The 23,051-nt window shown below is 60.2% G+C and carries 15 protein-coding genes; 8 read left to right on the top strand and 7 right to left on the bottom strand.

Features of this window, described 5'->3' with window-relative positions; all coding sequences use genetic code 11:
* Window positions 1–127: 127 nt before the first annotated feature.
* From lon to NE357_RS23095, 4 genes are all read right to left on the bottom strand, one after another.
* Window positions 128–2,551, bottom strand: coding sequence for an endopeptidase La (lon, locus tag NE357_RS23110; RefSeq protein ID WP_243433436.1), 2,424 nt, complete (start codon window positions 2,549–2,551; stop codon window positions 128–130).
* Window positions 2,552–3,259: 708 nt separating this feature from the next.
* Window positions 3,260–3,628, bottom strand: a complete 369-nt coding sequence (locus NE357_RS23105; RefSeq protein WP_169431759.1) for a DUF6124 family protein — start codon at window positions 3,626–3,628, stop codon at window positions 3,260–3,262.
* A 395-nt stretch (window positions 3,629–4,023) separates the two neighbouring features.
* Window positions 4,024–6,435, bottom strand: coding sequence for a glucose/quinate/shikimate family membrane-bound PQQ-dependent dehydrogenase (locus NE357_RS23100; protein WP_169431758.1), 2,412 nt, complete (start codon window positions 6,433–6,435; stop codon window positions 4,024–4,026).
* A 153-nt stretch (window positions 6,436–6,588) separates the two neighbouring features.
* Window positions 6,589–7,950 (bottom strand): carbohydrate porin, encoded by a 1,362-nt coding sequence (locus tag NE357_RS23095; protein WP_169431757.1) that lies wholly within the window; start codon window positions 7,948–7,950, stop codon window positions 6,589–6,591.
* Between the two features lie 300 nt (window positions 7,951–8,250).
* Here NE357_RS23095 and NE357_RS23090 point away from each other — a divergent pair, with 300 nt between their 5' ends.
* The gene (locus tag NE357_RS23090; RefSeq protein WP_007956650.1) at window positions 8,251–8,481 is read left to right on the top strand and encodes a VF530 family protein; all 231 of its coding nucleotides are present in this window, start codon (window positions 8,251–8,253) and stop codon (window positions 8,479–8,481) included.
* Between the two features lies 1 nt (window position 8,482).
* Window positions 8,483–9,121 (top strand): Pr6Pr family membrane protein, encoded by a 639-nt coding sequence (locus NE357_RS23085; RefSeq protein ID WP_169431756.1) that lies wholly within the window; start codon window positions 8,483–8,485, stop codon window positions 9,119–9,121.
* A gap of 15 nt (window positions 9,122–9,136) precedes the next feature.
* Here the strand turns inward: NE357_RS23085 and NE357_RS23080 are convergent, their stop codons facing one another.
* The gene (locus tag NE357_RS23080) at window positions 9,137–9,922 is read right to left on the bottom strand and encodes a siderophore-interacting protein (RefSeq protein WP_169431755.1); all 786 of its coding nucleotides are present in this window, start codon (window positions 9,920–9,922) and stop codon (window positions 9,137–9,139) included.
* Entirely contained in the window at window positions 9,919–10,494 is a 576-nt protein-coding gene (locus tag NE357_RS23075) for a PadR family transcriptional regulator (protein ID WP_169431754.1), read from the bottom strand. Before NE357_RS23075 ends, NE357_RS23080 begins: the two co-directional genes overlap by 4 nt.
* Window positions 10,495–10,998: 504 nt before the next feature.
* Between NE357_RS23075 and NE357_RS23070 the strand changes: the two genes are divergently transcribed.
* The 6 genes from NE357_RS23070 (at window position 10,999) to NE357_RS23045 (ending at window position 17,976) form a co-directional block, all read left to right on the top strand.
* The gene (locus NE357_RS23070) at window positions 10,999–11,493 is read left to right on the top strand and encodes a CS1 type fimbrial major subunit (protein ID WP_169431753.1); all 495 of its coding nucleotides are present in this window, start codon (window positions 10,999–11,001) and stop codon (window positions 11,491–11,493) included.
* A gap of 82 nt (window positions 11,494–11,575) precedes the next feature.
* Entirely contained in the window at window positions 11,576–14,098 is a 2,523-nt protein-coding gene (locus tag NE357_RS23065; RefSeq protein ID WP_169431752.1) for a TcfC E-set like domain-containing protein, read from the top strand.
* Window positions 14,099–14,101: 3 nt separating this feature from the next.
* Window positions 14,102–15,325, top strand: coding sequence for a hypothetical protein (locus NE357_RS23060; protein ID WP_169431751.1), 1,224 nt, complete (start codon window positions 14,102–14,104; stop codon window positions 15,323–15,325).
* Window positions 15,326–15,358: 33 nt separating this feature from the next.
* Window positions 15,359–16,099, top strand: a complete 741-nt coding sequence (locus tag NE357_RS23055; RefSeq protein WP_169431750.1) for a molecular chaperone — start codon at window positions 15,359–15,361, stop codon at window positions 16,097–16,099.
* Window positions 16,100–16,156: 57 nt separating this feature from the next.
* Window positions 16,157–16,660, top strand: coding sequence for a CS1 type fimbrial major subunit (locus NE357_RS23050; protein ID WP_169432696.1), 504 nt, complete (start codon window positions 16,157–16,159; stop codon window positions 16,658–16,660).
* A 53-nt stretch (window positions 16,661–16,713) separates the two neighbouring features.
* Window positions 16,714–17,976, top strand: coding sequence for a hypothetical protein (locus NE357_RS23045; RefSeq protein ID WP_249314335.1), 1,263 nt, complete (start codon window positions 16,714–16,716; stop codon window positions 17,974–17,976).
* Between the two features lie 63 nt (window positions 17,977–18,039).
* On the opposite strand, the gene NE357_RS23040 is transcribed toward NE357_RS23045, so the two are convergent.
* Window positions 18,040–22,953: an NEL-type E3 ubiquitin ligase domain-containing protein gene (locus tag NE357_RS23040; RefSeq protein WP_249314333.1), complete on the bottom strand. Its 4,914-nt coding sequence runs from the start codon at window positions 22,951–22,953 to the stop codon at window positions 18,040–18,042.
* Window positions 22,954–23,051 lie beyond the last annotated feature (98 nt).

The raw sequence follows: 23,051 nt of genomic DNA, 5'->3' as shown, positions 1-23,051 counted from the left end.
GGGGGATGTGGCGACGGGCTACTGTAAGAGTTGACAGGTTTTTATCGTTTTTTGCGATAGGGTTTGTTCGCTTGGTTATTTAGGCCAAGGCATTGCCAATCCGAGGCAATGCCTTGGTTGCATCGGGTTAAAACAAGACTTTCGCCACATCCGAAAACTTCTTGGCGAAATGCACAGTGATGCCTTCCTTCAAGTAATCCGGCAGTTCCTCGAAGTTACCCCGGTTCGGTTCCGGCAGAATCAACTCGAAAATCTTCTGCCGCCGCGCCGCAATCACTTTTTCGCGCACCCCGCCAATCGGCAGTACATGCCCGGTGAGCGTCAGTTCGCCGGTCATCGCCACGCCTTTTTTCGGCGGCTGATTACGGGCGAGGGAGAGCAGGGCGCTGGCCATGGTCACGCCGGCACTCGGGCCGTCTTTCGGCGTGGCGCCTTCCGGCACGTGCAGGTGGACGAACGCCTCGTCGAAGAATTTCGGATCGCCACCGAAGGATTTGAGGTGCGAACTGACGTAGCTGTAGGCGATCTCCGCCGACTCCTTCATGACATCGCCCAGTTGCCCGGTGAGTTTGAAACCACGGTTGAGCGTGTGAATGCGCGTAGCTTCGATCGGCAGGGTCGCGCCGCCCATGCTGGTCCAGGCAAGCCCCGTGATGACACCGGTGCCGGACAGCACTTGCTCGTTGCGAAACACCGGATGGCCGAGAGACGCTTCGAGGTCTTTCGGGCCGAGCTTGATCACGGCTTTCGGCTCGTCGATCAGCTTCATCACCGCTTTGCGCACCAGTTTGCCCATCTGTTTTTCCAGCTGGCGCACACCGGCTTCACGGGCGTAACCGTCGATCAGGGCCTTGAGCGCCGTGTCGCTGATGCTCAGGCTGCCCTTGGACACGCCGGCCTTTTCCAGCAGTTTCGGCCACAGGTGACGCTTGGCAATGGCGACTTTTTCTTCGGTGATGTAGCCCGACAGGCGAATCACTTCCATCCGGTCCAGCAGCGGGCCGGGAATCGAATCCAGGGTGTTGGCGGTGCAGACGAACAGGACTTTCGACAGGTCCATCCGCAGGTCCAGATAGTGGTCGAGGAATTCGACGTTCTGTTCCGGGTCGAGGGTTTCGAGCAGCGCCGAGGCCGGGTCGCCCTGGTAGCTCTGGCCCATCTTGTCGATCTCGTCGAGCATGATCACCGGGTTCATCACTTCGACGTCTTTCAACGCCTGCACCAGTTTGCCCGGCTGCGCGCCGATGTAGGTGCGGCGGTGGCCCTTGATCTCGGCCTCGTCGCGCATACCGCCGAGGCTGAAGCGGTAGAACGGCCGGCCGAGGGATTCGGCGATGGACTTGCCGACGCTGGTTTTACCCACGCCCGGCGGGCCCACCAGCAGCACGATGGAACCGCTGATCTCGCCTTTATAGGCGCCGACGGCGAGGAATTCGAGAATGCGGTCCTTGATGTCGTCGAGGCCGGCGTGGTGTTTGTCGAGCACCTTGCGCGCGTGCTTGAGGTCGAGTTTGTCCTCGCCATACACGCCCCACGGCACCGAGGTCGCCCAGTCGAGGTAGTTGCGGGTGACCGCGTACTCCGGCGATCCGGTTTCGAGGATCGACAGCTTGTTCATCTCTTCTTCGAGGCGCTTCTGCACCTGCGTCGGCAGGACCTTGCCCTCCAGGCGCTGCTCGAACTGTTCGAGGTCGGCGCTGCGGTCGTCCTTGGTCAGGCCGAGTTCCTGCTGGATGACCTTGAGCTGTTCTTTAAGGAAGAACTCGCGCTGATGCTCGCCGATCTTGCGGTTCACTTCGGCGGAGATTTCTTTTTGCAGGCGCGCGACTTCGACTTCCTTGCGCAGCATCGGCAGGACTTTTTCCATGCGCTTGAGCATCGGCACGCAGTCGAGCACTTCCTGCAGTTCATTACCGGTCGCCGACGTGAGGGCGGCGGCGAAATCTGTCAGAGGCGACGGATCGTTGGGGCTGAAGCGGTTGAGGTAGTTCTTCAGCTCTTCGCTGTACAGCGGATTGAGCGGCAGCAGTTCCTTGATCGCGTTGATCAGCGCCATGCCGTAGGCCTTGACCTCGTCGGTCGGCTCGGTGGGCTGGTGCGGGTATTCGACCTCCACCAGATACGGTGGGCGATGGTGTTTGAGCCAGGTCTTGATGCGTACACGGCTCAGGCCCTGGGCGACGAATTGCAGTTTGCCGTTTTCGCGGCTGGCGTGGTGCACCTTGACCAGGGTGCCGTATTGCGGCAATGCCTTGGTGTCGAAGTGGCGCGGGTCTTCCTGGGGCGTGTCCATGAAGAACAGGGCCAGGGAGTGGTGTTCGGATTTGCTGACCAGTTCGAGGGTTTCGGCCCAGGGTTCTTCGTTGACGATGACCGGCAGGACCTGGGCCGGGAAGAACGGGCGGTTGTGGATCGGGATGATGTAGACCTTGTCCGGCAGGTTCTGGCCGGGCAGGGCGAGGCCTTTGCCGGGGACGTGGTGTTCGATGTGTTCGGCGTCGGTTTCGGTGATGTCGTCGGGGTTCTCGGGGAATTCTTGCTGGTCGCTCATGGGGCACCTGCGCAATTGGGTATGGCTGTTAGATGGGGCAGGGTTTGGGTGGTTTCAATGGGGGTGGGTGTTTCTGCTTGTGTGTTCAGGGTTTTGACAGGGTTTTGGGGAGTGGGCTTGGCGGCCTTTGGGCCGACCATGCTCTGGGTGTTTTTTGTGAATATAGGTTGCTTCGGGTGTTGCCGCTGGCGGTTTCGCCCTTACGGCGAGTCCCTTTGGCAAACGCCCCAAAGGAACCAAAGGTCTAGGCCCCAACGTTCGGCACCTCGCTGTGGCTCGGTGTTCCTTCGTTCCGGGATTCATCCGGGGGCATCGCCTCCGGTTTGCTTCGCTGCACCTCCTCTCGATGTGTTCGACTTCGTCGAACGGTCGCTGCGCTCCCACCCCCGGATAAATCCCTCCACTCAGCCTGCCGACGGGGCCAGCACGTCAAAAGCGGTACTTGAGCTAACGCTCATCGTGTTGAGTGGTTAGAGGCAGATTGGTGGTGGTGGTGGTGGTGGTGGTGGTGGTGGTGGTGGTGGTGGTGGTGCGAGGAGGGAGCCGATTGGGGGCTCTAAAACCTGAGTTCGACTCGGTATCTCACGTCGGCGTACCTCTCCGAAACAACGCGGTCAGTCCCCTCTCCCTCCGGGAGAGGGCTAGGGTGAGGGCAGCGTCCTGACTGACTCACCACAAGCCTGACTCCCGCAGAGATCTCATTAGCATTTACGCCGGATATCGACTGACCTCGACATTGTCCAGCACCCGGTTCACCGCCAGCTCGGCCAGCATGATGATTTGCTGAATGGCCAGGATTGTCCGCCGTTGCGGGAGGTCGATGTGTGAGGCGATGTCACTGGTCATGAGGCTGGCCTGTGCCAGTGATTCGCAGGCGTGGACCAGCAGGCTTTCGCTGTCCTGATCGGGTGCGACCTGGAACATGGTGCTGGGTTTATGGAAGCGCAGGGTGGTGGCGTTGGGTTTCAGGTAGTGGTCGAGCGCGCGCTCGGCGGCGTCGTGGAGTTTTTTGGAATCTGGCGATTCGTAGGGCGATGCGTCGTTTGATTCGGGGGGATTGGGTGTTGGTTTTTTCATTTTTTACTCCTCAGGAATTGGACCATTCCTCTAATTGCCGCGACGCAAAAAGAGGGGTGGCAGCTGTACGCGGGTTCGCGGACCGACCTGAGGCATTCGGCATACCCGAAGGTATCCCGCGCACAGCCACCATAAACAAGCACTCGAGGTGCTGCTATTAAGCGGCGGCAATTATGCCTCAGAAGTTGGGCCGCGACGCCCCATCGCTGAATTTGCAGCGACCCCCAAAGCCTATCCACCCCGTTTCCTAGGGACAACCGACGCGACATGTCAGAAACATCCCCTGCAAATACCCTGTCTGTAGGACATACACATCCCGTGTAGGAAAACGCAGCCCACAAAAAAAGGCGACGCCCCTCACAGGGCGTCGCCTTCTTTCTTACTGCCGTTACAACTTATTCCGGCAGTTTGTAAGCAATCACATAGTCACCCATCTTGGTGCCCAGCGAGCCGTGACCACCCACTACGAGCAGGACGTATTGCTTGCCGTCCTTGCCGGTGTAGGTCATCGGAGTCGCTTGACCACCCGCAGGCAGACGCGATTTCCACAGCTCTTTACCCGTGTTCACGTCGTAGGCGCGCAGGTACTGGTCCAGGGTGCCGCTGAGGAAGCCGACGCCGCCGGCAGTCACGATCGAGCCGCCCATGCTTGGCACGCCCAGGGTGAAGCCGATCGGGATTGGCGAGCTGTCGCGGCTGGTGCCGTTTTTGCGTTTCCAGACGACTTTGCCGGTGGTCAGGTCGATACCGGCGACGTAGCCCCAGGCCGGGGCCTGGCACGGTACGCCCAGTGGCGACATGAACGGGTGCATGATCACCGCGTATGGCGCGCCGGTGTTCGGTTGCACGCCAGCGGTTTCGCTCTCGCGTTTGCTGCCGGCCGCGACTTTTTCGCGAGGCACCATTTTCGAGACGAAGGCCATGTAGTTCGGGCTGGTGAACAGCATCTGGCGAACCGGGTCGACCGAGACGCCGCCCCAGTTGAACACGCCGACGTTACCCGGATAGATCAGGCTGCCCTGTTCCGACGGAGGCGTGTATTGGCCTTCGTAGCGCAGTTCCTTGAACTGGATGCGGCACAGCATCTGGTCGAACGGGCTGGCGCCCCACATGGCTTTTTCGGTGAGTTCCGGGGCCAGCAGGTTCAGGTCCGAACGGGCCTGGGTCGGTGCGGTGTGGTCGCCTTTCACGGCGCCTTGCGGAACCGGGATCTCGCGGATCGGGATGATCGGTGTGCCGTCGCGACGGTCGAGTACGTACAGGCTGCCCTGTTTGGTCGGGGCGATCAGCGCAGGCTTGATGCCGTCGGCGGTTTTCATGTCCAGCAGGGTTGGCTGGCTGCCGACGTCCATGTCCCACAGGTCGTGGTGGGTGAACTGGTAGTTCCAGCGCACTTTACCGGTGGCCAGGTCCAGCGCGACGATGCCGGCGCTGAATTTCTCGGCGCCTGGAGTGCGGTCGGCGCCCCATTGGTCCGGTGTCTGGTTGCCCAGTGGCAGGAAGACCATGCCGAGTTTTTCATCGACGCTGGCCAGCGACCACATGTTGGCCGAGTTGCGGCTGTAGGTCTGGCCTGGAGCCAAGGGTTCGGTGGCGTCCGGGTTGTTGCTGTCCCAGTTCCATACCAGATGACCGTCGCGCACGTCGTAGGCGCGGATCACGCCGGACGGCTCGTTGGTCGATTCGTTATCGGTAACGTGACCGCCCATGATCACCAGATCGCGAGTGATCGCGGCTGGCGAGGTGGAGTAGTAGCCACCCGGGGTGAACGGGCCGATGCCTTGAGTCAGGTCGACCACGCCTTTGTTGCCGAAGCCTTCGCAGATTTTGCCGGTGTCGGCGTTCAGTGCGATCAGGCGAGCATCGGCGGTTGGCAGGTACAGGCGACGCGGGCATGCCTGGGCGACGGCTTTGCCGGCCTCGGAGATGACGGCGGACGCAGCGTTTTCAGACTTGGCGTAAGCGGCTTCGTCGTAGTACGACACGCCACGGCAGGTCATGTGGGCGAAGCCCTTGAAGCCGACCGGGCTCTTGATCTGCGGGTCGAAGCGCCACAGTTCCTTGCCGGTGTCCGGGTCCAGCGCCAGCACTTTGCTGTGGGCGGTGCAGGCGTAGAGCATGCCGTTGGCTTTGAGCGGGGTGTTTTCGTTGGTCAGCTCCACCGGGTCATCAGCAGTCGGCAGATCGCCGGTCTGGATGCGCCAGGCTTCTTGCAGCTTGCCGACGTTGGCCGGAGTGATCTGCTTGAGTGGCGAGTAACGGTCACCGAATTCGGTGCGGCCATAGGCCTGCCAGTCGCCGTCCGGCATTTGCGGGGCGGTGCTGGTGGTGTCGGCGGTGTCGCGACCCAGTTCGCCAAAGGTTTCGCCCGGGTGGGTGAACAGGCTGGCCAGGGCGGTGACGCCGGCCAGAATCACGGCCACGGTCAGGCCGCCGGTGCCCATCGGCGCCGGGCCTGCGAGCAGCAGCGGACGACGGAACCATGGCAGCAGCATCACGAAGCCGAGGACGAACCACAGCGCCAGACGCGGCACCAGTTGCCACCAGTCCAGACCGACTTCCCACAGCGCCCAGACGGTGCTGGCAAACAGCACGATGGCGTACAGGCCCAGTGCCGCGCGACGGCGCATCAGCAGCAGCATGCCGGTCAGCGTGATGCCGATACCGGCCAGCAGGTAGTACAGCGAGCCGCCGAGCGTGCTCAGCTTGATTCCCCCGGCCAGCATGGCCAGGCCCATCAGTAGAAGCAGAATGCCGAGCAGGCTCGGAAGCAGACGGCCTCGACTCGAAGCACTTTCGGTGCTCATAGTGTGGTTCTCCGTGACGTTTCAAGTAGTCCCGCGCTGTAGTCACTGTAGATGACGATTGGGCGCGGGCATGGTTCAGATAAAAACTTGTGTAGCTATCGAATTTCCTGTGCAGGACTGAGTCGCCTCCAGGCGGCTCAGTCCTGCATGGGATTAGAACGACGACTGAATCTTGATCCCGCCGATCAGCGCGTCATCGACCTTGTCCACACCGCCCGGATGGCGGATGTATTGCAGGTTCGGGCGCACGGTCAGCCAGTTGGTGACGTGCACGCCGTAATAGAGTTCGGCGCTGTATTCGGTGTCCTGCGGTGGCAGGAAGGACGGATCGTCGTAGTCATAGACGGCACGGGCCTGGTTGGTCGCTTCGGCGTTCTTGCGGTAGGCCGGGTTGACGTGGACGCGGGCCAGGGCGAAACCGATGTCGTCTTTTGCGCGGGCGTCGAACAGGCCTTTGTAGACCACGCCGGCCTGGACGTAGTTGTCGATGGCGTTGGTCTTCTTGTCGTGCATCGTGCCGTTGGCGAACACGCTCAAGCCGCGGGAATTGTCGCTGGCGACGCTGGTGATCTGCTGCTGCACGCCGAGCCACACGCCGTGTTTGCTCGAAGCGCTGCGATAGGCCTCGCCGCTCAGGGCCGCCGGCTGGCCGTTGCTGTCTTTATAGGCGTCGGTGGCCTTGGCGTTGCTGTAGTAGTAACCGGCGCGGTATTCGCCCGGCAGGCCGTTGAGCTTCGGTTTCCACACCAGTTCGATCGGCAGGATCGCGCCCTGGGTGCCGTTGCCGCTGAGCTTGAAGCCGTTGCCGCGGTCAAGGTTCGACGGGTTCTGCTCGTAGGCGCCGATTTGCGCGTACAACTCTGGCGTCAGGTGATATTTGACGCGCAGCGCCCATTGGCTGACCGGCCAGTTGTACCAGATGCCGCCGACCCAGTTGCCGACCTGCGAGCCGCAGAACGCCAGGTTCTGGAAGTCGCACGGGAAGCTGTTGAAGTCTTCGCCTTCACCGAAGCGGCCGACCTTGATGTGGAGCTTCTGATCAAAGAATTTCTGCTGGTACCACATCTGCGTCAGGCGCGTGGTCTGGCCACGACCCCAGACTTCCTGGGCGGAAGTGAAACCGCCGACGCGCGGGTCGTTGATGCGGTCGTTGCTGATGTTGTTGCCACTGCGTTTGGTCACGGTCAGCTGGAATTCGGCATCGTTCCAGCCCAGCAGTTTTTGCAGGTCCAGATGCGTGCCGAGGCCCCATTGATCGCTGTAACGCGCGGTGCGGTCGTGATCGTAGCCGCCGTGCAGATTGCTGCCCATCTCGCCGGTGTAGTCGAGCTTGAAGTCGATACCTTTTGCCGCGAGTTCGCTGCGGGTGCCGTTCCAGTCACCGAGCATCCACGGGGATTCACTGTCGAAGGCCGGGGCGGCCTGGGTGCAGGTGGCGAGGCCAAGAGCGGTGCAGCCACCGAGCAGGCGCAGCGTGGAGATAGCGCTGTCTCGGGAGAACGGAAAATCGGGCATGAATAGGGTCTTTCTTGATCTTTTTGGGGGATAAGCTGGCCGCTACGATTTGACGCAGGCAGTGAAGCGGTTCAGCAGAAGGGCGGCAGGATAATGTCCCGTTACAAAAACACAAAGTGCTTTTGCAGACATGAACCCTTTCGGATTCGGTAACAGTGCGGCAATACAGCGCATTGCGGGCGTTGGCGCAGGCTGCGATCTTCTCCGGTTGGCCTACATTTAACCCAAGGCCTTCCACCCGCCCATGCCCTCGGCTAAGGTGCGCGGCTTCTGCATTTTCACTTCGCCCAAAGGCCCGGCATGAACGACCATAACCCCGATCCGCTGCACGGCGTGACCCTCGAACAGATCCTCAATGCACTGGTGACCCATTACGAATGGTCGGGGCTGGCCGAGCGCATCGACATTCGTTGCTTCAAGAGCGATCCGACCATCAAGTCGAGCCTGACCTTTTTGCGCAAGACGCCATGGGCGCGGGAAAAGGTCGAACGCCTGTACGTGAAGCTGATGCGCACCAAGCGTCCGCTCTGAGATGAACGCCGTATGGCGGCGACGCCTGATCACTTCGGCCGCGGTATTGGGCTGGGCCGGGCTGGGGATTCAGCTGTACCTGATTTTCTTCGCACGCCTGAGCGTCGGCGCCAGTCTGCTGGGCGGGCTGGTGAGTTTCTTCAGTTACTTCACCGTGATCACCAACACGTTGGTGGCGGTGGTGCTGACCTGCGCGGTGACCGATCGCGAATCCGCTGCACGGCGCTGGTTTCTGCAACCCTGGGTCAGCAGCGCGATTGCCGTGAGCATTGCCGTGGTGGGCCTGGCCTACAGCATTCTGCTGCGGCATCTGTGGCACCCGCAGGGCTGGCAGTTTATCGCTGACGAATTGCTCCACGACGTGATGCCGCTGGTGTTCCTGGCCTATTGGTGGCTGTGCGTGCCGAAGGGCACCCTGCGTCTGAAGCATCTGCCGCTGTGGCTGATTTATCCGCTGGTGTACTTCGCCTATGCGCTGCTGCGCGGGCATCTGCTGGGGGCTTACGCCTATCCGTTCATTGACGTGGCGCTGCTGGGGTATCCACAGGTATTCGTCAATGCCGGGGGGATTCTGGCGGGGTTTGTGCTGGTGGCGTTGCTGGTGATGGGAATCGACCGTTGGCAAGGGCGGCGCCAATAGCGCCGCCACTTTTAGTCACTCTTGCTCGGAGCCTTCGGCACGCCAGTAACCGACGGCTTTGACGAACTGCTCATCCAGCCCGTGCTCATCGAGCAGCACCCGGCGGATCTGCCGCGAGACTTTGGTTTCCGTCGCCACCCACGCATACAGATTGCCCTTGGGCACCTGCAATTGTTTGACGGTGGCCAGCAGATTGTCTTTGCCCCCCTCGCGCAAGACCCAGATCACGTTGACCTGAGCCGCGCTTTCCAGGATTTGCTGTTCCTTGCCGTTTTCCACTTCGACCACCACCAGCGCCTTGCGATTGGCCGCCAGGCCTTCGAGGCGGCGGGCGATGGCGGGCAGGGCGGTCTCGTCGCCGATCAGCAGGTAACTGTCGAAGATGTCCGGCACGATCATCGAGCCTCGCGGACCGCCGATGTGCAGGAACTGCCCCGGCTTGGCCTGTTCAGCCCAGGTCGAGGCAGGGCCGTCGCCGTGCAGGACGAAGTCGATGTCCAGTTCAAGCTTGTCGAGGTCGTAGCGGCGCGGGGTGTAGTCGCGCATCGGCGGCATCGGCACGTCGCTCTTGCCGGCACCCAGCACCAGGGTTTCCAGCGCGGCGGCCTGTTCGGCGTTCTGCGGGAACAGCAGTTTGACGTGATCGTCGGTACCGAGGCTGACGAAGCCTGCCAGTTCCGGCCCGCCGAGGGTTATGCGGCGCATGCGCGGGGTCAGGTCGACCACTCGCAACACCTCGAGTCGGCGGCGTTTGATTTCATGCATCACACGGTGGATGCCTTGGGTCTGGACTTCAGTCATTCGGCTTTCTCCGGGGCAGATTGAACGGCGGGGCCGTCGACGATGGCTTTGGCGGTGTCGTTGAGCAGGTCGCGCACTCGCAGGATTTCTTCCGGGCTCCAGCGCCCGTGGTGCATTTGCAGGGCGTGTCGCAGGTTGTGCACCGCTTCATGGATTTCCGGCGGCCGGTCGTGGCCGCGCAATGAGCGCTTGCTGACGTCGATGCGCATGCGCACGCCGTCCAGCGCCACAGCTTGCTCGCCGAGGGACTGGCGGCCGGCTTCGGTGACGCTGTAGCGCTTTTTGCCGCCCTCGGCGTCGCCGGTGATCATTTCGCTTTCTTCGAGAAACGTCAGGGTCGGGTAGATCACGCCGGGGCTGGGGCTGTAGGCGCCGTCGAACATGGTTTCGATCTGGCGGATCAGGTCATAGCCGTGGCACGGCTGTTCAGCGATCAGCGCCAGCAACAGCAATTTCAGATCGCCGGGGGCGAATACCCGCGGGCCGCGACCGCCGCGCTCTCGGCCATGGCGTTTTTCGAAGCCGTCACGGCTGTCACCGTGGTCGCGGTGGGGGGAATGATGGTCTCTCATTTCAGTCTTCTCTCGTCGTATTTAGATACAACTTAAGATATATCTTTTGGTGTGGGCAAGCGGTTTTTTACCGAGCGCGCCTCCGCCCTGACGAGCGGCGTGCAGACCTGGAGGCGCATTTCCCCCATTCGGAAACACCACGAAATATTTGTATCAATGACTAAAAAGTTAAAGTTTAAACTCTATAAGTGATTGAGTAGATGCTCTAGAAAGTGCAATTATCCCCGCATTGGTTAGTTGAAAATGCTGTATGGTTTTTTGTCTGAAACTGTAGGTAGGGTATGACTTACAGCTATTGTTTTGAATGTTGAAAATATTGCGTTTTTTCTTTCTGGCTATGAGCTGTTTTAACTACAAGCTTGTGGGAAGTTGCCTGCTTACATTCCAGAGTGAACAGTCGATCATGCCCCGGCGTTGAAACTCAGGATCAATAAAGCCCTTGTTGGCTTGAATGACTTGAACGTTCAACGCTTCGATCCTTTAAAAGAAAACAGGTAATGACCGATGTTCAAGAAAATCGCTTTCGCTGCTCCGCTGGCTGTTCTGGCTTTGAGCTCTTCCGTGGTCTTCGCCGCCGGTGAGGCACGTCACTCCATCAGCCTGGTGGCACATGTGCCGACCAATGGTTTCTATGTGGTGCCGACGGATGCTGATCTGGTCAACAAGGATCAGGACATGAGCTTCAGCCCGATCACCGGCACCATGAAACCGGTGGAAGGCTTCTTCGATGTGCGCAACAACAACGGTTCGGTTCACGGTTCCCTCGAAGGTGTGCCGAAACTGATCGGCGGTTCGAGCGCTATCGATCTGAAAGTCGAATTCAACGGCAAGGTGCTGACCCAGACTCCGCAAATGGTCGTGGGCGAAGCCGAGTCCGATGTGAACTATCGTGCGCCGTTGCGCATTACCGCTTCCGGCACCGACTTCACTCCGGGGGATTACACCGGCGCGGTCACCATGATGTTCGACGCGGTTCCTCCGATCGGCGGCGCGCTCTAACCCGTGAAGTAACAAAAGCCGGCTGACTGAGGCGAATGCCTGTCAGCCGGACTTTTTCCGTTCGCAATCAGAGTCCGTGTTCATGTTCCCGATGACCCCCATCGCGGCTGCGCTTGCGTTGTTGTTTTGTGTTGGCGCAGTAGCGGCCCCCGAACTTGCCGGTACGACACCGCGTAGTTTGCTCGCGCAGGCCAAAGGTTTGCCGAAAGACTTCGAGGAGCACTTTTTTGATGTCCCTCTGGCCGTCCGGGTCGAGCTTGACCAACAGCCGCTGGGTGAAACGATGATCGTGCTGTCTCGCGATGACCGCCTCACCTTGCTTGAATTTACCGATACCAGCGAAAACCGTTTCGGCGCCGCCGAACGGGAAAAATGGGCGAGCTACCTCAAGCCCGGCGTAGCGCTTGGATCCTGCACCGGTCAATGCCCCGAGCAAATGCTGGCGGTGCATTACAACCTGGAAAACTCTTTGGTTTCCATCCTGACTGAAAATGCCGAGCGCGATACCGAGGCCAAGCGTTTTCACGAGCAGCCGGAACGAGGCAGTACCGGTCTGATCGTGCGCAACCAACTCAATCTGAACGGTGGCCAGGAGCAGGATCTGGGCGGTCGGTTCGGTCTGGAAGCCAGCAGCAGCCTGGGCAACTGGAGCCAGACGTTCAACATGCAGCTGGCCCGTCTCGGAGGCCCCGACGACCAGCTCTACCACGCCGTCTACGAGCTGCACACACAGCGCGAACTGCAAGGCCGTTTTCTGCGGCTGGGCTATTTCACGCCCACTTCGGAAGGCCTGACCCGTCAGCCGCGTTCTTTCGGCACCAGCCCCGATACCACCGTGGGCGTGATGTACGGCAGTTCCGACAGCCTGGCGATCGACTTGCAGAATCCCAGCGTCTACCCGATCTACGTCACCGCCAACCGTCAGGCATCGGTGGAAATCTACCGGGATGGACTGCTGATCAATACCCAGTCGGTGCCCGCCGGATTACAGACCCTGGACACCCGGCCATTGCCCGGTGGCATTTATGAGGTGGAGGTGCGCCTGATCGAAGATGGCCAGACCACCTCGACCACCCAGGAGCTGGTCTACAAGCCGAACAACTGGCGCAACCCCGATGAGCGCTGGCGCTACAACCTGTTTGCCGGTCAGGAGACCAAGTTGCTCAGCAACTGGGACAAGCAGGCCAGCGGTGATGCCACGGCCGGCGCTTCGCTCAACTACTTGCTGCACCCACGGGTCATCCTCGGGATGTCGGCGCGCCAGGTTCGGGAGAAACTGCAGTACGGCACTTCTATCGACTGGACTCTGGCCAGCAGCACCAGTGTGTACGCCAACTTCTACCAGACCGAAGACCACGGCACCGGCCTCGACCTGCAGGGCCTGTACAACTACGGCGCCGGCAGCCTGGTGATCAGCCACAACCGCAGCTGGCTGGACACCACCGATCTTTACGACACCTTGCCGGATGGCACGCGCATTCGTCAGCGCAATGTGTTCGTCGGGCAGACCAGCAACTCTTCGCTGGCGCTCAATCACCGTATCAGCCGCAACAGCTCGCTCAACGCCCGAGTGTCTCACAGTGAAGGCAATGTCGAGGGCGTCGGCGTTGACCTGGGCTGGACCCAACGCACCACCGTGTTCGGCAGTGATTCGAACTGGCGGTTGTCCGTGTTTGATCGCCCCGGCAGTTTTAGCAGCGGCGATGCGCGCAACCGGGGCGTTGACCTGAGTCTCAACGTGGCGCTGGGCGGCCCTGGCCAGCAGGTTTCCGGCAGCATCGGCACGCGCACGGCCCGCGATGGCAGCCGCGACAACAACGCCTCCCTTGGTTACCGCAAGACCCTTGAAAACCACGTACTGCAAAGCGTGGCGGGCACCGTGATCACCGACACTTACGGAGTCGGCTTGAACGGTCAGGCGTATTTCAGCACCGACACGATCAATGGCGATGGTTTCCTCCAGCGCTCGTCCTATAACGGTAATTACACCGGCGGCCTGAACCTCGACAGCACGGTCGCGATCGGCGCACAGCAGATCGTGATGACCAGCCAGCATCAGGGGAGGGGGGCGGGAATGATCGTGGATGTCGAGTCCGATATCGACGGCATCGCCCTGCGCGCCGATGACTTGAGCGGTGGCAGTGCGGCCTTGCGGCCGGGTCGCAACTTTATTCCCCTCACGGCTTACAAGAACAGCTCTGTGAGCTTCGACTTCGAAGGCAATGATGTGCCGGCAGCGTCCATCGAGCCGACGCGCACCCGTTATCACCTGAACAAGGGCGGCGTGGAGTACAGGAAGATACGTGTGATGAAAACCCTGACCGTGCTGGGCCGCCTGCTCGATCCTCACGGGCGTCCGCTCAAGGGGCACCACGTCATCAATCACGCCAGCCGTGGAGTGAGCGAAGTGGATGGATTCTTCTCCATGGAGATGAATGCAGGTTCACCGACCCTCGAAGTCCGCTACGCCGATCAATTGCTGTGCCAGTTCCGCCTCGATCCTGAACAGGGGCGGGTGGAAAACAACGTGCTGATGATCGGGGATCTGCGGTGCAGCCCCGACACCCTCGCCGATGCCACGTTCACTGATCAGAAGGCGGGCTGAACCATGAAGACAACAGCATATTGGCTGGGCTTGTCAGCGGTGCTGGGCATGTCGGGGGTGCAGGCGGCGAGTCAGGAAATCCGGGCACTGTTCCAGCCTGATTCGTCGCAACCCCACAAAAACGTGTTCATTAACAAGACGCCGAACAGCGGTTATTGCGCGAGCTATCCGGCTCAGTGCGCGGATAACAACATGTTCAGTATTCAGGTGCCGATTCGCTTCAGCACCGTCAGCCCGTTGTTTGCCAATAACGGCGTGTGGGTAAAAGCGCCCTCCGAGTGGCGTCAGTTGAATGTGACCAATCATGAGACTCAGGAATCGAGCGTCGTTGAAGTGCGCATCAGTGGTATCGGGTCCAGGTTCCAACTGAGCAAACCGGTCACCGAACTGACGGGGCAGTCCGATGTGCTCGAGGGGCATCGAAAGTTGTGGACCGGCAACTCCTGGGTATACGCACCGCCGCCTTGCGAGTACAGCGGCGTTGGCTTTTTCAGTCCTACCACCTACCAGTTTTTCTGGAAAACACCCCAGCCGGGAATGTGCATCAAGACGGCCGCATTCGATGTCGGGCACATGTCGTTCGAATACCTCGATATTGCCTATGAGTTACGCACGCCGAATCCCTTGAACATGTCTTCCGGGCTGTACACCGGATCGCTGACCTACAGTGTCGGCCGGGGCAGTGCCGACTTCACCATGGGACCGTTCCTGGGGGCGGATGACGGCAGCCTGACGCTGGATTTTGTGCTGGATGTGCAGCACACGCTGAAAGTGGATCTGCCACCGGGTGGCAACCGGATCACGCTGCAGCCCGAAGGCGGGTGGCAGCGTTGGTTGAATTCGGGGCAGGTCCCGCAACGGCTGTTCAGTGACCAAACCTTCCATATATCCGCCAGTTCCAGATTCAAGATGTACCTGGAGTGCGGCTCCGGAACGGTAACGGCCTGTGGATTATGGAATGAGGGGACCAGTTACGGCACACCGATCATCGTCAGTGTGACCCTGCCCAACGGTTTGACCGACACCAGTGGACGGCCAGTCAAGCGACAGGAACTGTTCCCGCAGGAGTCGAGGGCCATCGTTTTTCAACCGGGAATCTATGTCGATCGCAAGCCCGGAACCCTGCATTTCGAAATCGACAAGGCTAACACCGAACGAATACTCAAGGCTGATCGTGGAAACAGGTATTCCAGTACGGTCGTGGTGATTTGGGATTCGGAAATCTGATCGAGTCACTGTACTCAAATCGAGGTTCTGCTAATGAAACAACTCGTTGCTCTGCTGGTGGCAGGTCTGCTTTTCCAAAGTGCCTACGCCGGCCCGAACATCAATATCGGAGTGGTCTACGACTATCTGGCCGGCGATAAAAGTACCTATCTGAAACGGGTATACAACAGCGGTGACAGCACGGCGTTCGTCAAGATCAATGTGCTGGAAATCATTTACAACGCCGATGGCACGTCTTCCGAAGTGCCGGTCAAGGTGCAGGCCGATGCCAGTGCCCGGGATGGCCTGATGGCCAGCCCCGCCCGTTTGATCATCCCGGCCCAGGGCATGCAGGGCACCCGGTTGCTGTTCATGGGCGAGCGCGACAGGGAGCGTTATTTCCGGGTGCGCTTCATACCGGTAGTGCCGGAAAAGGAGGACGAGTTCGCGGTCTCTCATGAAGAACGGGAAGATTACAAAAAGACCCTGACCGCCGGCGTAAACGTGATGGCGGGGTTCGGCACGATCTTCTTCGTGCGTCCGGCCGACGCGCGATTCGACAGTGTGATCGAAGACCGTGCCGGCACTTACAAAGTGCGTAACAACGGCAACACAGTGGTCGTGATCGACGAGTTCAAGAGTTGTTCGAAAACCGACGAGACCGATTGCGAGCCGACCACCAAGCACCATGTCATGGCCGGTAAGTCATTTGAATTCGAAAAGCGGCCGGGGCGTGATTACCGCTTCATCCTCGTCGAAGGCGACGCAAAGAAAAACCTGCGGGTCGCCGGGTGACAGCGCTCGCCGGCGTGCGCGAACGTGTTCATTCATGCAAGTAACGGGTATCGGAAAATGATCAGACAGTGGATCGCTCTGACATCGGCCAGCGGGCTGGCGTTGACGAGCGCCTGGACGTTTGCCGCGCGCGAGGAAATCGAATTCTTCGTTTCGGTGGACATTCCTGCGTTGAATTTCTATGTCATTCCCAGCGAGCCGGACTGGATACATCGCGAGCAGCGGCTGCACTGGAATGTGAACACCTCGACGCTGGGCACACTGCGGCGCAACTTTGATGTGAAACACGACAGCAGTGCCATAGAAGCGCGCCTGGAAGGCTTTCCGTACCTGACCAATGGCCGGGACTCTCGGGAAAACATCAACTTGCGTGTGACTTTCAACGGCAGGGAGCTCACCCACAATCCCGTTCCGTTGCAAGTGGTGTCGGCCGAAGACGCGAGGGCCGGGGTGCGTGTGCCGCTGGAGATCGAACCGAGGGAGCAGGCAGGAGGCTATAAACCGGGGGATTACTACGGCACCGTCAATATCATTTTCAACGCGGCAGCTCCGGCGGGCTGACCGAAGACCACCCCCCATGAATTCACCACGGCTTTCAGTGCAAGGAAGGGTCAATGGATTTCAGCTTTGGAACAGTCAGGACGTTCGGTAAAGGTTGGTTGTTCATGCAAGTGCTCGCCGGAGTGTTCTCGTCTCCGGCGCAGGCGGTCACGCAGGAGATACGAGCCAGCTTCGTTCCCGATTCCGCCAATCCGCACAACAATCAGTTCATCAACCAGACCCCGCAAAGCGGCTATTGCGCCAACTACGTCAACGATTGCAAGACGTACAACCTGTCCGGTCTCAGGTTGCCCCTGCGTTTTGCCGCCATCCATCCCATCGAGCCTGGCGCGCCGGCACGTGCCGGGGCGACGCTCAAGGCACCGGCGCAGTGGCGAAGCCTGAATGTCTCGAATGTGGTGACAGGGGAGTCGCATTCCATGGAGATCCGGATCGGCGCGCTCGGGTCACAGTATGTCCTGAGTGACACCGCGGCCAATCTGACGGGGGCATCCGGTGATCAGGAAGGGCATAACCGATTGTGGATCGGAGGCTCATGGGGAGGGGCGCCGGGGGCCTGTCAGAGCGGCGCGATGGCCAGTCTGGGACCTGACAGTTACACCTTTTTCTGGCGGACACCGAACGAGTCGGCCTGCAGCAAGGGCGCCGCCTTCACGATTCCGTGGATGTCCTACGACTATCTGGACGTGGGCTATGAGTTGCGTACTCCCGACCCTTTGGCCATGTCGTCGGGGCTTTACACGGGCGAACTGATTTATTCCATCGCGCCGGGCGGCGACTTTGACATGGGCGACAACATGCTGCCGGACAATTCGAGCCTGACCTTTCGCTTTGTCCTGGATGTCCAGCATGTGCTCAAGGTCGCCCTGCCGCCCGGCGGCAACAGGATCGAACTGGTGCCGCAGGGAGGCTGGCAGGCGTGGCTGCAGGAAGGACGCCGGCCGGCACGCCTGTTCCGGGATCAGACCTTCAACATTTCGGCCTCTTCGAAATTCAAGATGTTCTTCGAGTGCGAGCATGGCGGAATCGGTGCCTGTGCCCTGCGCGATACCGAAAGCGGCTCGACATTTCCCCAGGTCTACATGAGCGTCAGCCTGCCCCACGGCATCACGGACATGGCGGGCCAACCGGTCAAACACCGTCCTCTGACAGATGATGCGCAAGGGACGGTCTTTCAACCGGGGTATTTTCTGGATCGGGCGCCCGGCACGCTGCACTTCGAAATACCGGCGTTCTATCTTGAGCAGATGTTGCAGCCCGGTCGGGCCAGGCGGTATGCCGGCAACGTCACCGTGATCTGGGATTCGGAAGTGTAGGCCTGGCCACCGTTGTACCGTGAAGGCAATCGATCCACGCCTTCACGGCTCCGTCGAGTGGGATCAGATCCCCGCCCGAACCATGGCCTCGCGTGTCAGCGTTCTGGGCAGTTCCTTCTCCTGATCACCGATGGCCTCCAACCAGCGAGAATAGGTTTCCTCGCTTATCTTCTCTTCTGTGAACACCTCTTGATCGGGTATCGACAATTGGCGCGCCAGCTCGCTGAGTGCGTGCCTGCGCAGGTACTGTTGCTGCGGTGGCAAGTGCGCCGCTTCAACCCAGTCGTGCTGGGCCGCCTGCAAATCGATCAGCAGGTCGCCCTTTGCCTGATGAGCGCGGGTGTTGGCGAGGAGTTCTCCTGGCCAGGTTTCGCGCAAATATTGGCCCCAGAACGGTTGCTCGATCATTTGGTTGACCAGCCCGTCGCCGGCCTCCTGGCCGATGATCCTGTCGTAGGCCTCGGCGATGGTCTCGTCGTCGACACCGGCGACCGGACGAAATTTCATGGCTTCGGACTGCCAGGGCAAATCCAGGCGTTTGGCCAGCCCCGTTTCGTAGGCCAGGTGAACCTCGACCTCATCGGGATCGCCGTTGCGAGCCTTGATGTCGTCTCGGGCGATTTCGCTCACTTGTCTCAGGCGTGCCGCCCCCTTGGCCAGTGTCACCAGTTTGCGCTCCAGCTCGGCGTGACTGGTGGAGAACAATCGGGCTTCGGACGCCAGCACCCGTATGCCCATGTTGTTGAACAACTGGGCACTGGCATCCTCGCAGCCTTCAGGATCGGTCGACATGAGAAACAGGTCTTCGCGCAATCGGGTGTCGATGTCCATGGCGGCAATCATCCGCCAGACCCGGTCGGTCAATTGATCCCGCGCCTTATCACCGGCCAGATAATCGGCGGAGCGGGTCAGGGCCTGCAGCACTTTCAGAAAGCCGTCTGAATCGGGCTCGCTGGCCACCGCATGCCACGCTTCGCCGCGATAGGCGCCGATGCCCGCGCTGTCTTGCGCCAGCGAGGTATCCAGGGAAATGGGCCACTGCTGGAGTAGGTCTTCGGCGGCGGTGGAGTAAGTTTCATGGGCGGATATCCCCACTGACGTCCGGTAGGTCTCGAAGGTTGCACGCGCCGAAGTCGACAACCTTTCTCCATGAAGGCGAGTACGCGCAATCAGCCATGCCTTGTCGGACCCCGGAGCAACCTGGGGCATCTGCGTAATCGGATTTGACCTCAGATCCAGGAAAAAACCCCGTGGCCGGGCTTTCAAGAACAGCCCCACGGGCCAGTCACTGATCTGTGTGTTGACCAGACTCAACACCTTGAGTCTCGGCATCCGTCCGATATCCGGTGGCAGGCCCAGTGGATTGTTGTCCAGGCGCAGGGTTTCCAGGCGTGTCAGATTGCGCAGTTGCTCCACCACCGCAGGCGTCAGGCGGATCTGATTGTTGTTCAGGCGCAGGGTTTCCAGCAGGCGCATCTGACCGACGCCATCGGGCAAGGCATGCAGTCCGCAATTTCGGGCGCTGAACTGCCGCAAATGGCGAAAGTCTTTCAACAAACCGGTTGCATCCGGGGAAAATCTCGATCCATCCACACTCAGGGTGGTGATCTGATCGAGCCAGGGTTTCAAACCGTCCGGCAGTTGTCGCCACCAGCGCTGGAGATCGCGAGACAGGTATCCGCTGGAGAGGTCCAGCGCATAGCCACTTTCCAGGCTGGTGAAGCGCTCGCCGAACAACTCGGACTTTCGCTCGAAACATTCCAGCAGCCGATCGGCGATGTCACGACCGCCCCTGTGCAGATAGTCGAAGTAGGACCTGGGCAGGTTAGTGTCGGGACTGTCGGCGTCCCAGCTGCTCAGAAAACTCTGCCGCCATTGTTCGAGTTTCTGTTTCAGGCTATTCAGTTCGCGCTCAAGGCGTTCGATCCCGGCGTGGGGATCGCCGTTGCGCTGCAGCGACCGGGTGAACGCTGCGACTTGCGCTTCATTGAAATGCGGATAGAGATTCTGCACTTTCTCTTCCACGGTTCGAGCGCCTTTGGACAGCCAGCCACCGCGCAGCAACAATCCGGTTTCCAGCGGTACGACCGGACGGATCGGTGGTCGGGCCAGCAGGGTCCGACGTTCGGCCGGCGGCTCGGTTTTGGCGATCAGCCATTGCCTGAACCGTTCTCCCTGCCCGGGTCGATATCCCAGTGTGTTGCGCAGTTCGGAAGGCAGGGCCAACAGAATGGCTTCGTACAGATTATTGCGTTCAATGTGCGCGCCGTTGCGCACCTCGTAACGGCCGTACTCGTCCCTGATCAATATTCGCTGTTGGGCTGCGTCCGGGGCGCCGGCGCTGCAGCGCAAGGGGCCGTCGTAAGTGCCGGCGCGTACCTCAATGCGCAAATCGGCGAAGGTGTGGGTATGGACTTTCAGGGTGTTGAGCACGAGGCGTTCGGTGTCCAGGCCCAGCAGCGCTGGCTCGTGCAGGCCTTCGACCGCGCGTGCGGCCATCACCTCGAAAGCGCTTTCCCGTGCCTGATCCTTCAGGCGCAGGGGAATTCGATGTTCTTCGAGCATCACGTTCTGTTCGTCGGGGGTTGCCTTTGACAGCAGGATTTCAGCGACCCTGGAAGGCAATGGCGGATACTGCCGTTGCAGCAACTGGATACGCGCATCGCCGTTGTAATCCTTGAGCCGGTACTGGTAGTCGAAAATTTCCGGGAGGCGCCTTTGCGCGGCATCGGCCAGTTGGTTGCGCAAGGCCTGTGCCCGTTCGGCCTTGGGGTAGTTGCCGCCCAGCAAAGATTTCATGTCGGCATCGTCAAGGAAGTCCGCCAACCGTTCCGGCAATCTGCCAGCCATCATGTCCGAGACACTGATGCCGAGCGTCTGAGCATCCGGTGCCTGGGGATTTCCATACTTGCGAAAGCCACCGCTTGTATCGCCGTTCTCAAAGACCTTCAAGGCCTTGTCGGCGGGCCAGCCGGGCAGGTCCGGTGCCATGCGCTCGAACCAGTATGAGGCCGGATCCAGCGGCTGGCCGGTACGAATCCGCTGACTGAGGCTTTTCGCTTCCTCCCAGGTATTGAAGCGCGTCACCGTGTCGGCCAGCAGCGGTGGGGGAGACGTGTTTTCCACATGGATCCTGCGCAAGGCTGCAGGTGGGGTGCCACTGATGGCGCGCAGGTTCTCCTGCTCGGCCTGGGTGTATCCCGCCACGGAATGCCCCAGGCGCTGCATCAGCGTCGGCCCTTCCCAATCTTGTGGGGTTTCCGCTTCGTGAGTCCATGCCCCCTGGCCGTTGTGCCGCAACTGCGGAGAATAGGCCTGCGGCCGAACGGGGTGCTGAACGCGATGATGGCCGCTGTTGCGATCGTATTTCACCTCGTAATGCTTGCCCTCCAGGGGCAGAACGGTCTTTCCGGCATGGTGATGCAAGCCCAGGACATCTGGCCTGGAGGTGTCGGGCGGAGCCAGCGCCGGTTGCTCGTAAGGTGTCAGGTCGGGATTCCAGAGCCGGGTCTTGCCGTCGAACGACTGAACCGGTTTCATGTTCTCGACAAACGGGGAAAGCTTGAGGCGAAATGAACTGCCGATGGCATGGCCGGCACCCAATGCGGCGAACTCAATCACATCGGTCACCACGCCGACCACGTGTTGCGCCGCGTCGGCCCAGTGGGCGTGAGTGAGGTCGACCACGCCTTCAACGACTTCGCTGGTCAGTTGATAAGCGGTATAGGCCAACATCAGTTCGCCCAGTCCCGGAACGAATGGCGTCAGGACCAGTAGCGCGGCATTGAAGATGTCCGAGGCGATCTTCTTGAAATTCTCCCACCAGGCCCAGCGTGCGTTGTTGTCGGCGTCGGCAGTCGACACGGCGATGCTGCGTGCGTCATTGAGGATTTTGTTGAGCCGTTGTCGGTAGAGATAAGTCCACAGAGGCGCTGTGATCGGTGGTGCGCTGAATTGCAGTTGAGGCTTCTCGACCGGCGTTTCCCGCCAGGACGGTCGGGCGTCACCCGGTTCCTTCGCATACCATTTGACGAAGGTCAGGCGCTGTTCGAGTCCGGCGAAAAAATGACCGCGCTGTTCGTGGTCGACAAACTGACTGAAAAACGTCCGGTAGCCGATACCCGAAGACGGCAACGTTCTGTCTGCCCGCAACTGGCGGGTCAACTCGTCCATGAATGCCAGTGTGGAGGCATATTCCTTGAGCGGGTGATCGGGGTCGTGCGGCACGTAGGCAATCATTTTCTGCGAGTGTTGCGCCTGCGCCGGATCGGGGCGGATGATCACGACCCCGGTCAGGGTCAGGTCCATCATGCCCAGATCGCACACGCACATGGCCTGACCATCGAGCGTCAGGTTCTGCCGGCCCAGCAAAAGGTCGCGAATCAGCGCATAGGCGCCGGGGCCAATGTCCTTTTTGATCTGCGCCATGCGGGCGGCAGCCTTCAGTGCGGCTTGCAGGCTTTGCTCGACCCTTGTACGCAAATAGGTTTCGGCAACCGGTTCCGGATTCAGCAGGATTGTGTCGAGATGGGCCCTGTACTGCGCTCCGATGTCCAGTTGCCGGCACAATGCCTGAAACTGACTCACACTCAGGGTCTTGCCAATTGGCGAGATATCGAACAAGTCACGGACAGCGTCGGTTTTTATAATGAATGTTGAGTAGTGTTGATAAGTTTCATCGCGCGCGAAGTTCTGCAACGCAGCGTCAAGCATTGAAACGGTACGGGCTTTGGAACCCTTCGCGATATCAATCGCATACCAGGGTGTTGTTGCTGCAGCGTAAAGCCTTACATAGGTATTCCTGACGTCGACGTCGATATTGAACTGTTCAAGCAACTTCGCTTTCAGCAGCGGTTCGGCAAAGGCGTAAATGTCCTGGAGACGGCCGAGCAGGCGGTCGATGCGATTCTGCGCTCCCCAGGCGCGACGGTTATCGTCGGACAGGCGTTCCAGCCTGGCTGCTGGCGTCGCGATCATCCACGACTCACGGTTTGGCGATGTCTTTGCCAGCGCTCGGGCACGGTGCAACTGCATATCGCTGAATACCGGATCGATCCGCGATTTAATTAAGTCGT

It is taken from the genome of Pseudomonas sp. G7(2022), assembly GCF_052660475.1.
The sequence above is the reverse complement of the archived record's forward strand: the minus strand, read 5'-3'. Positions and strand labels throughout refer to the sequence as shown.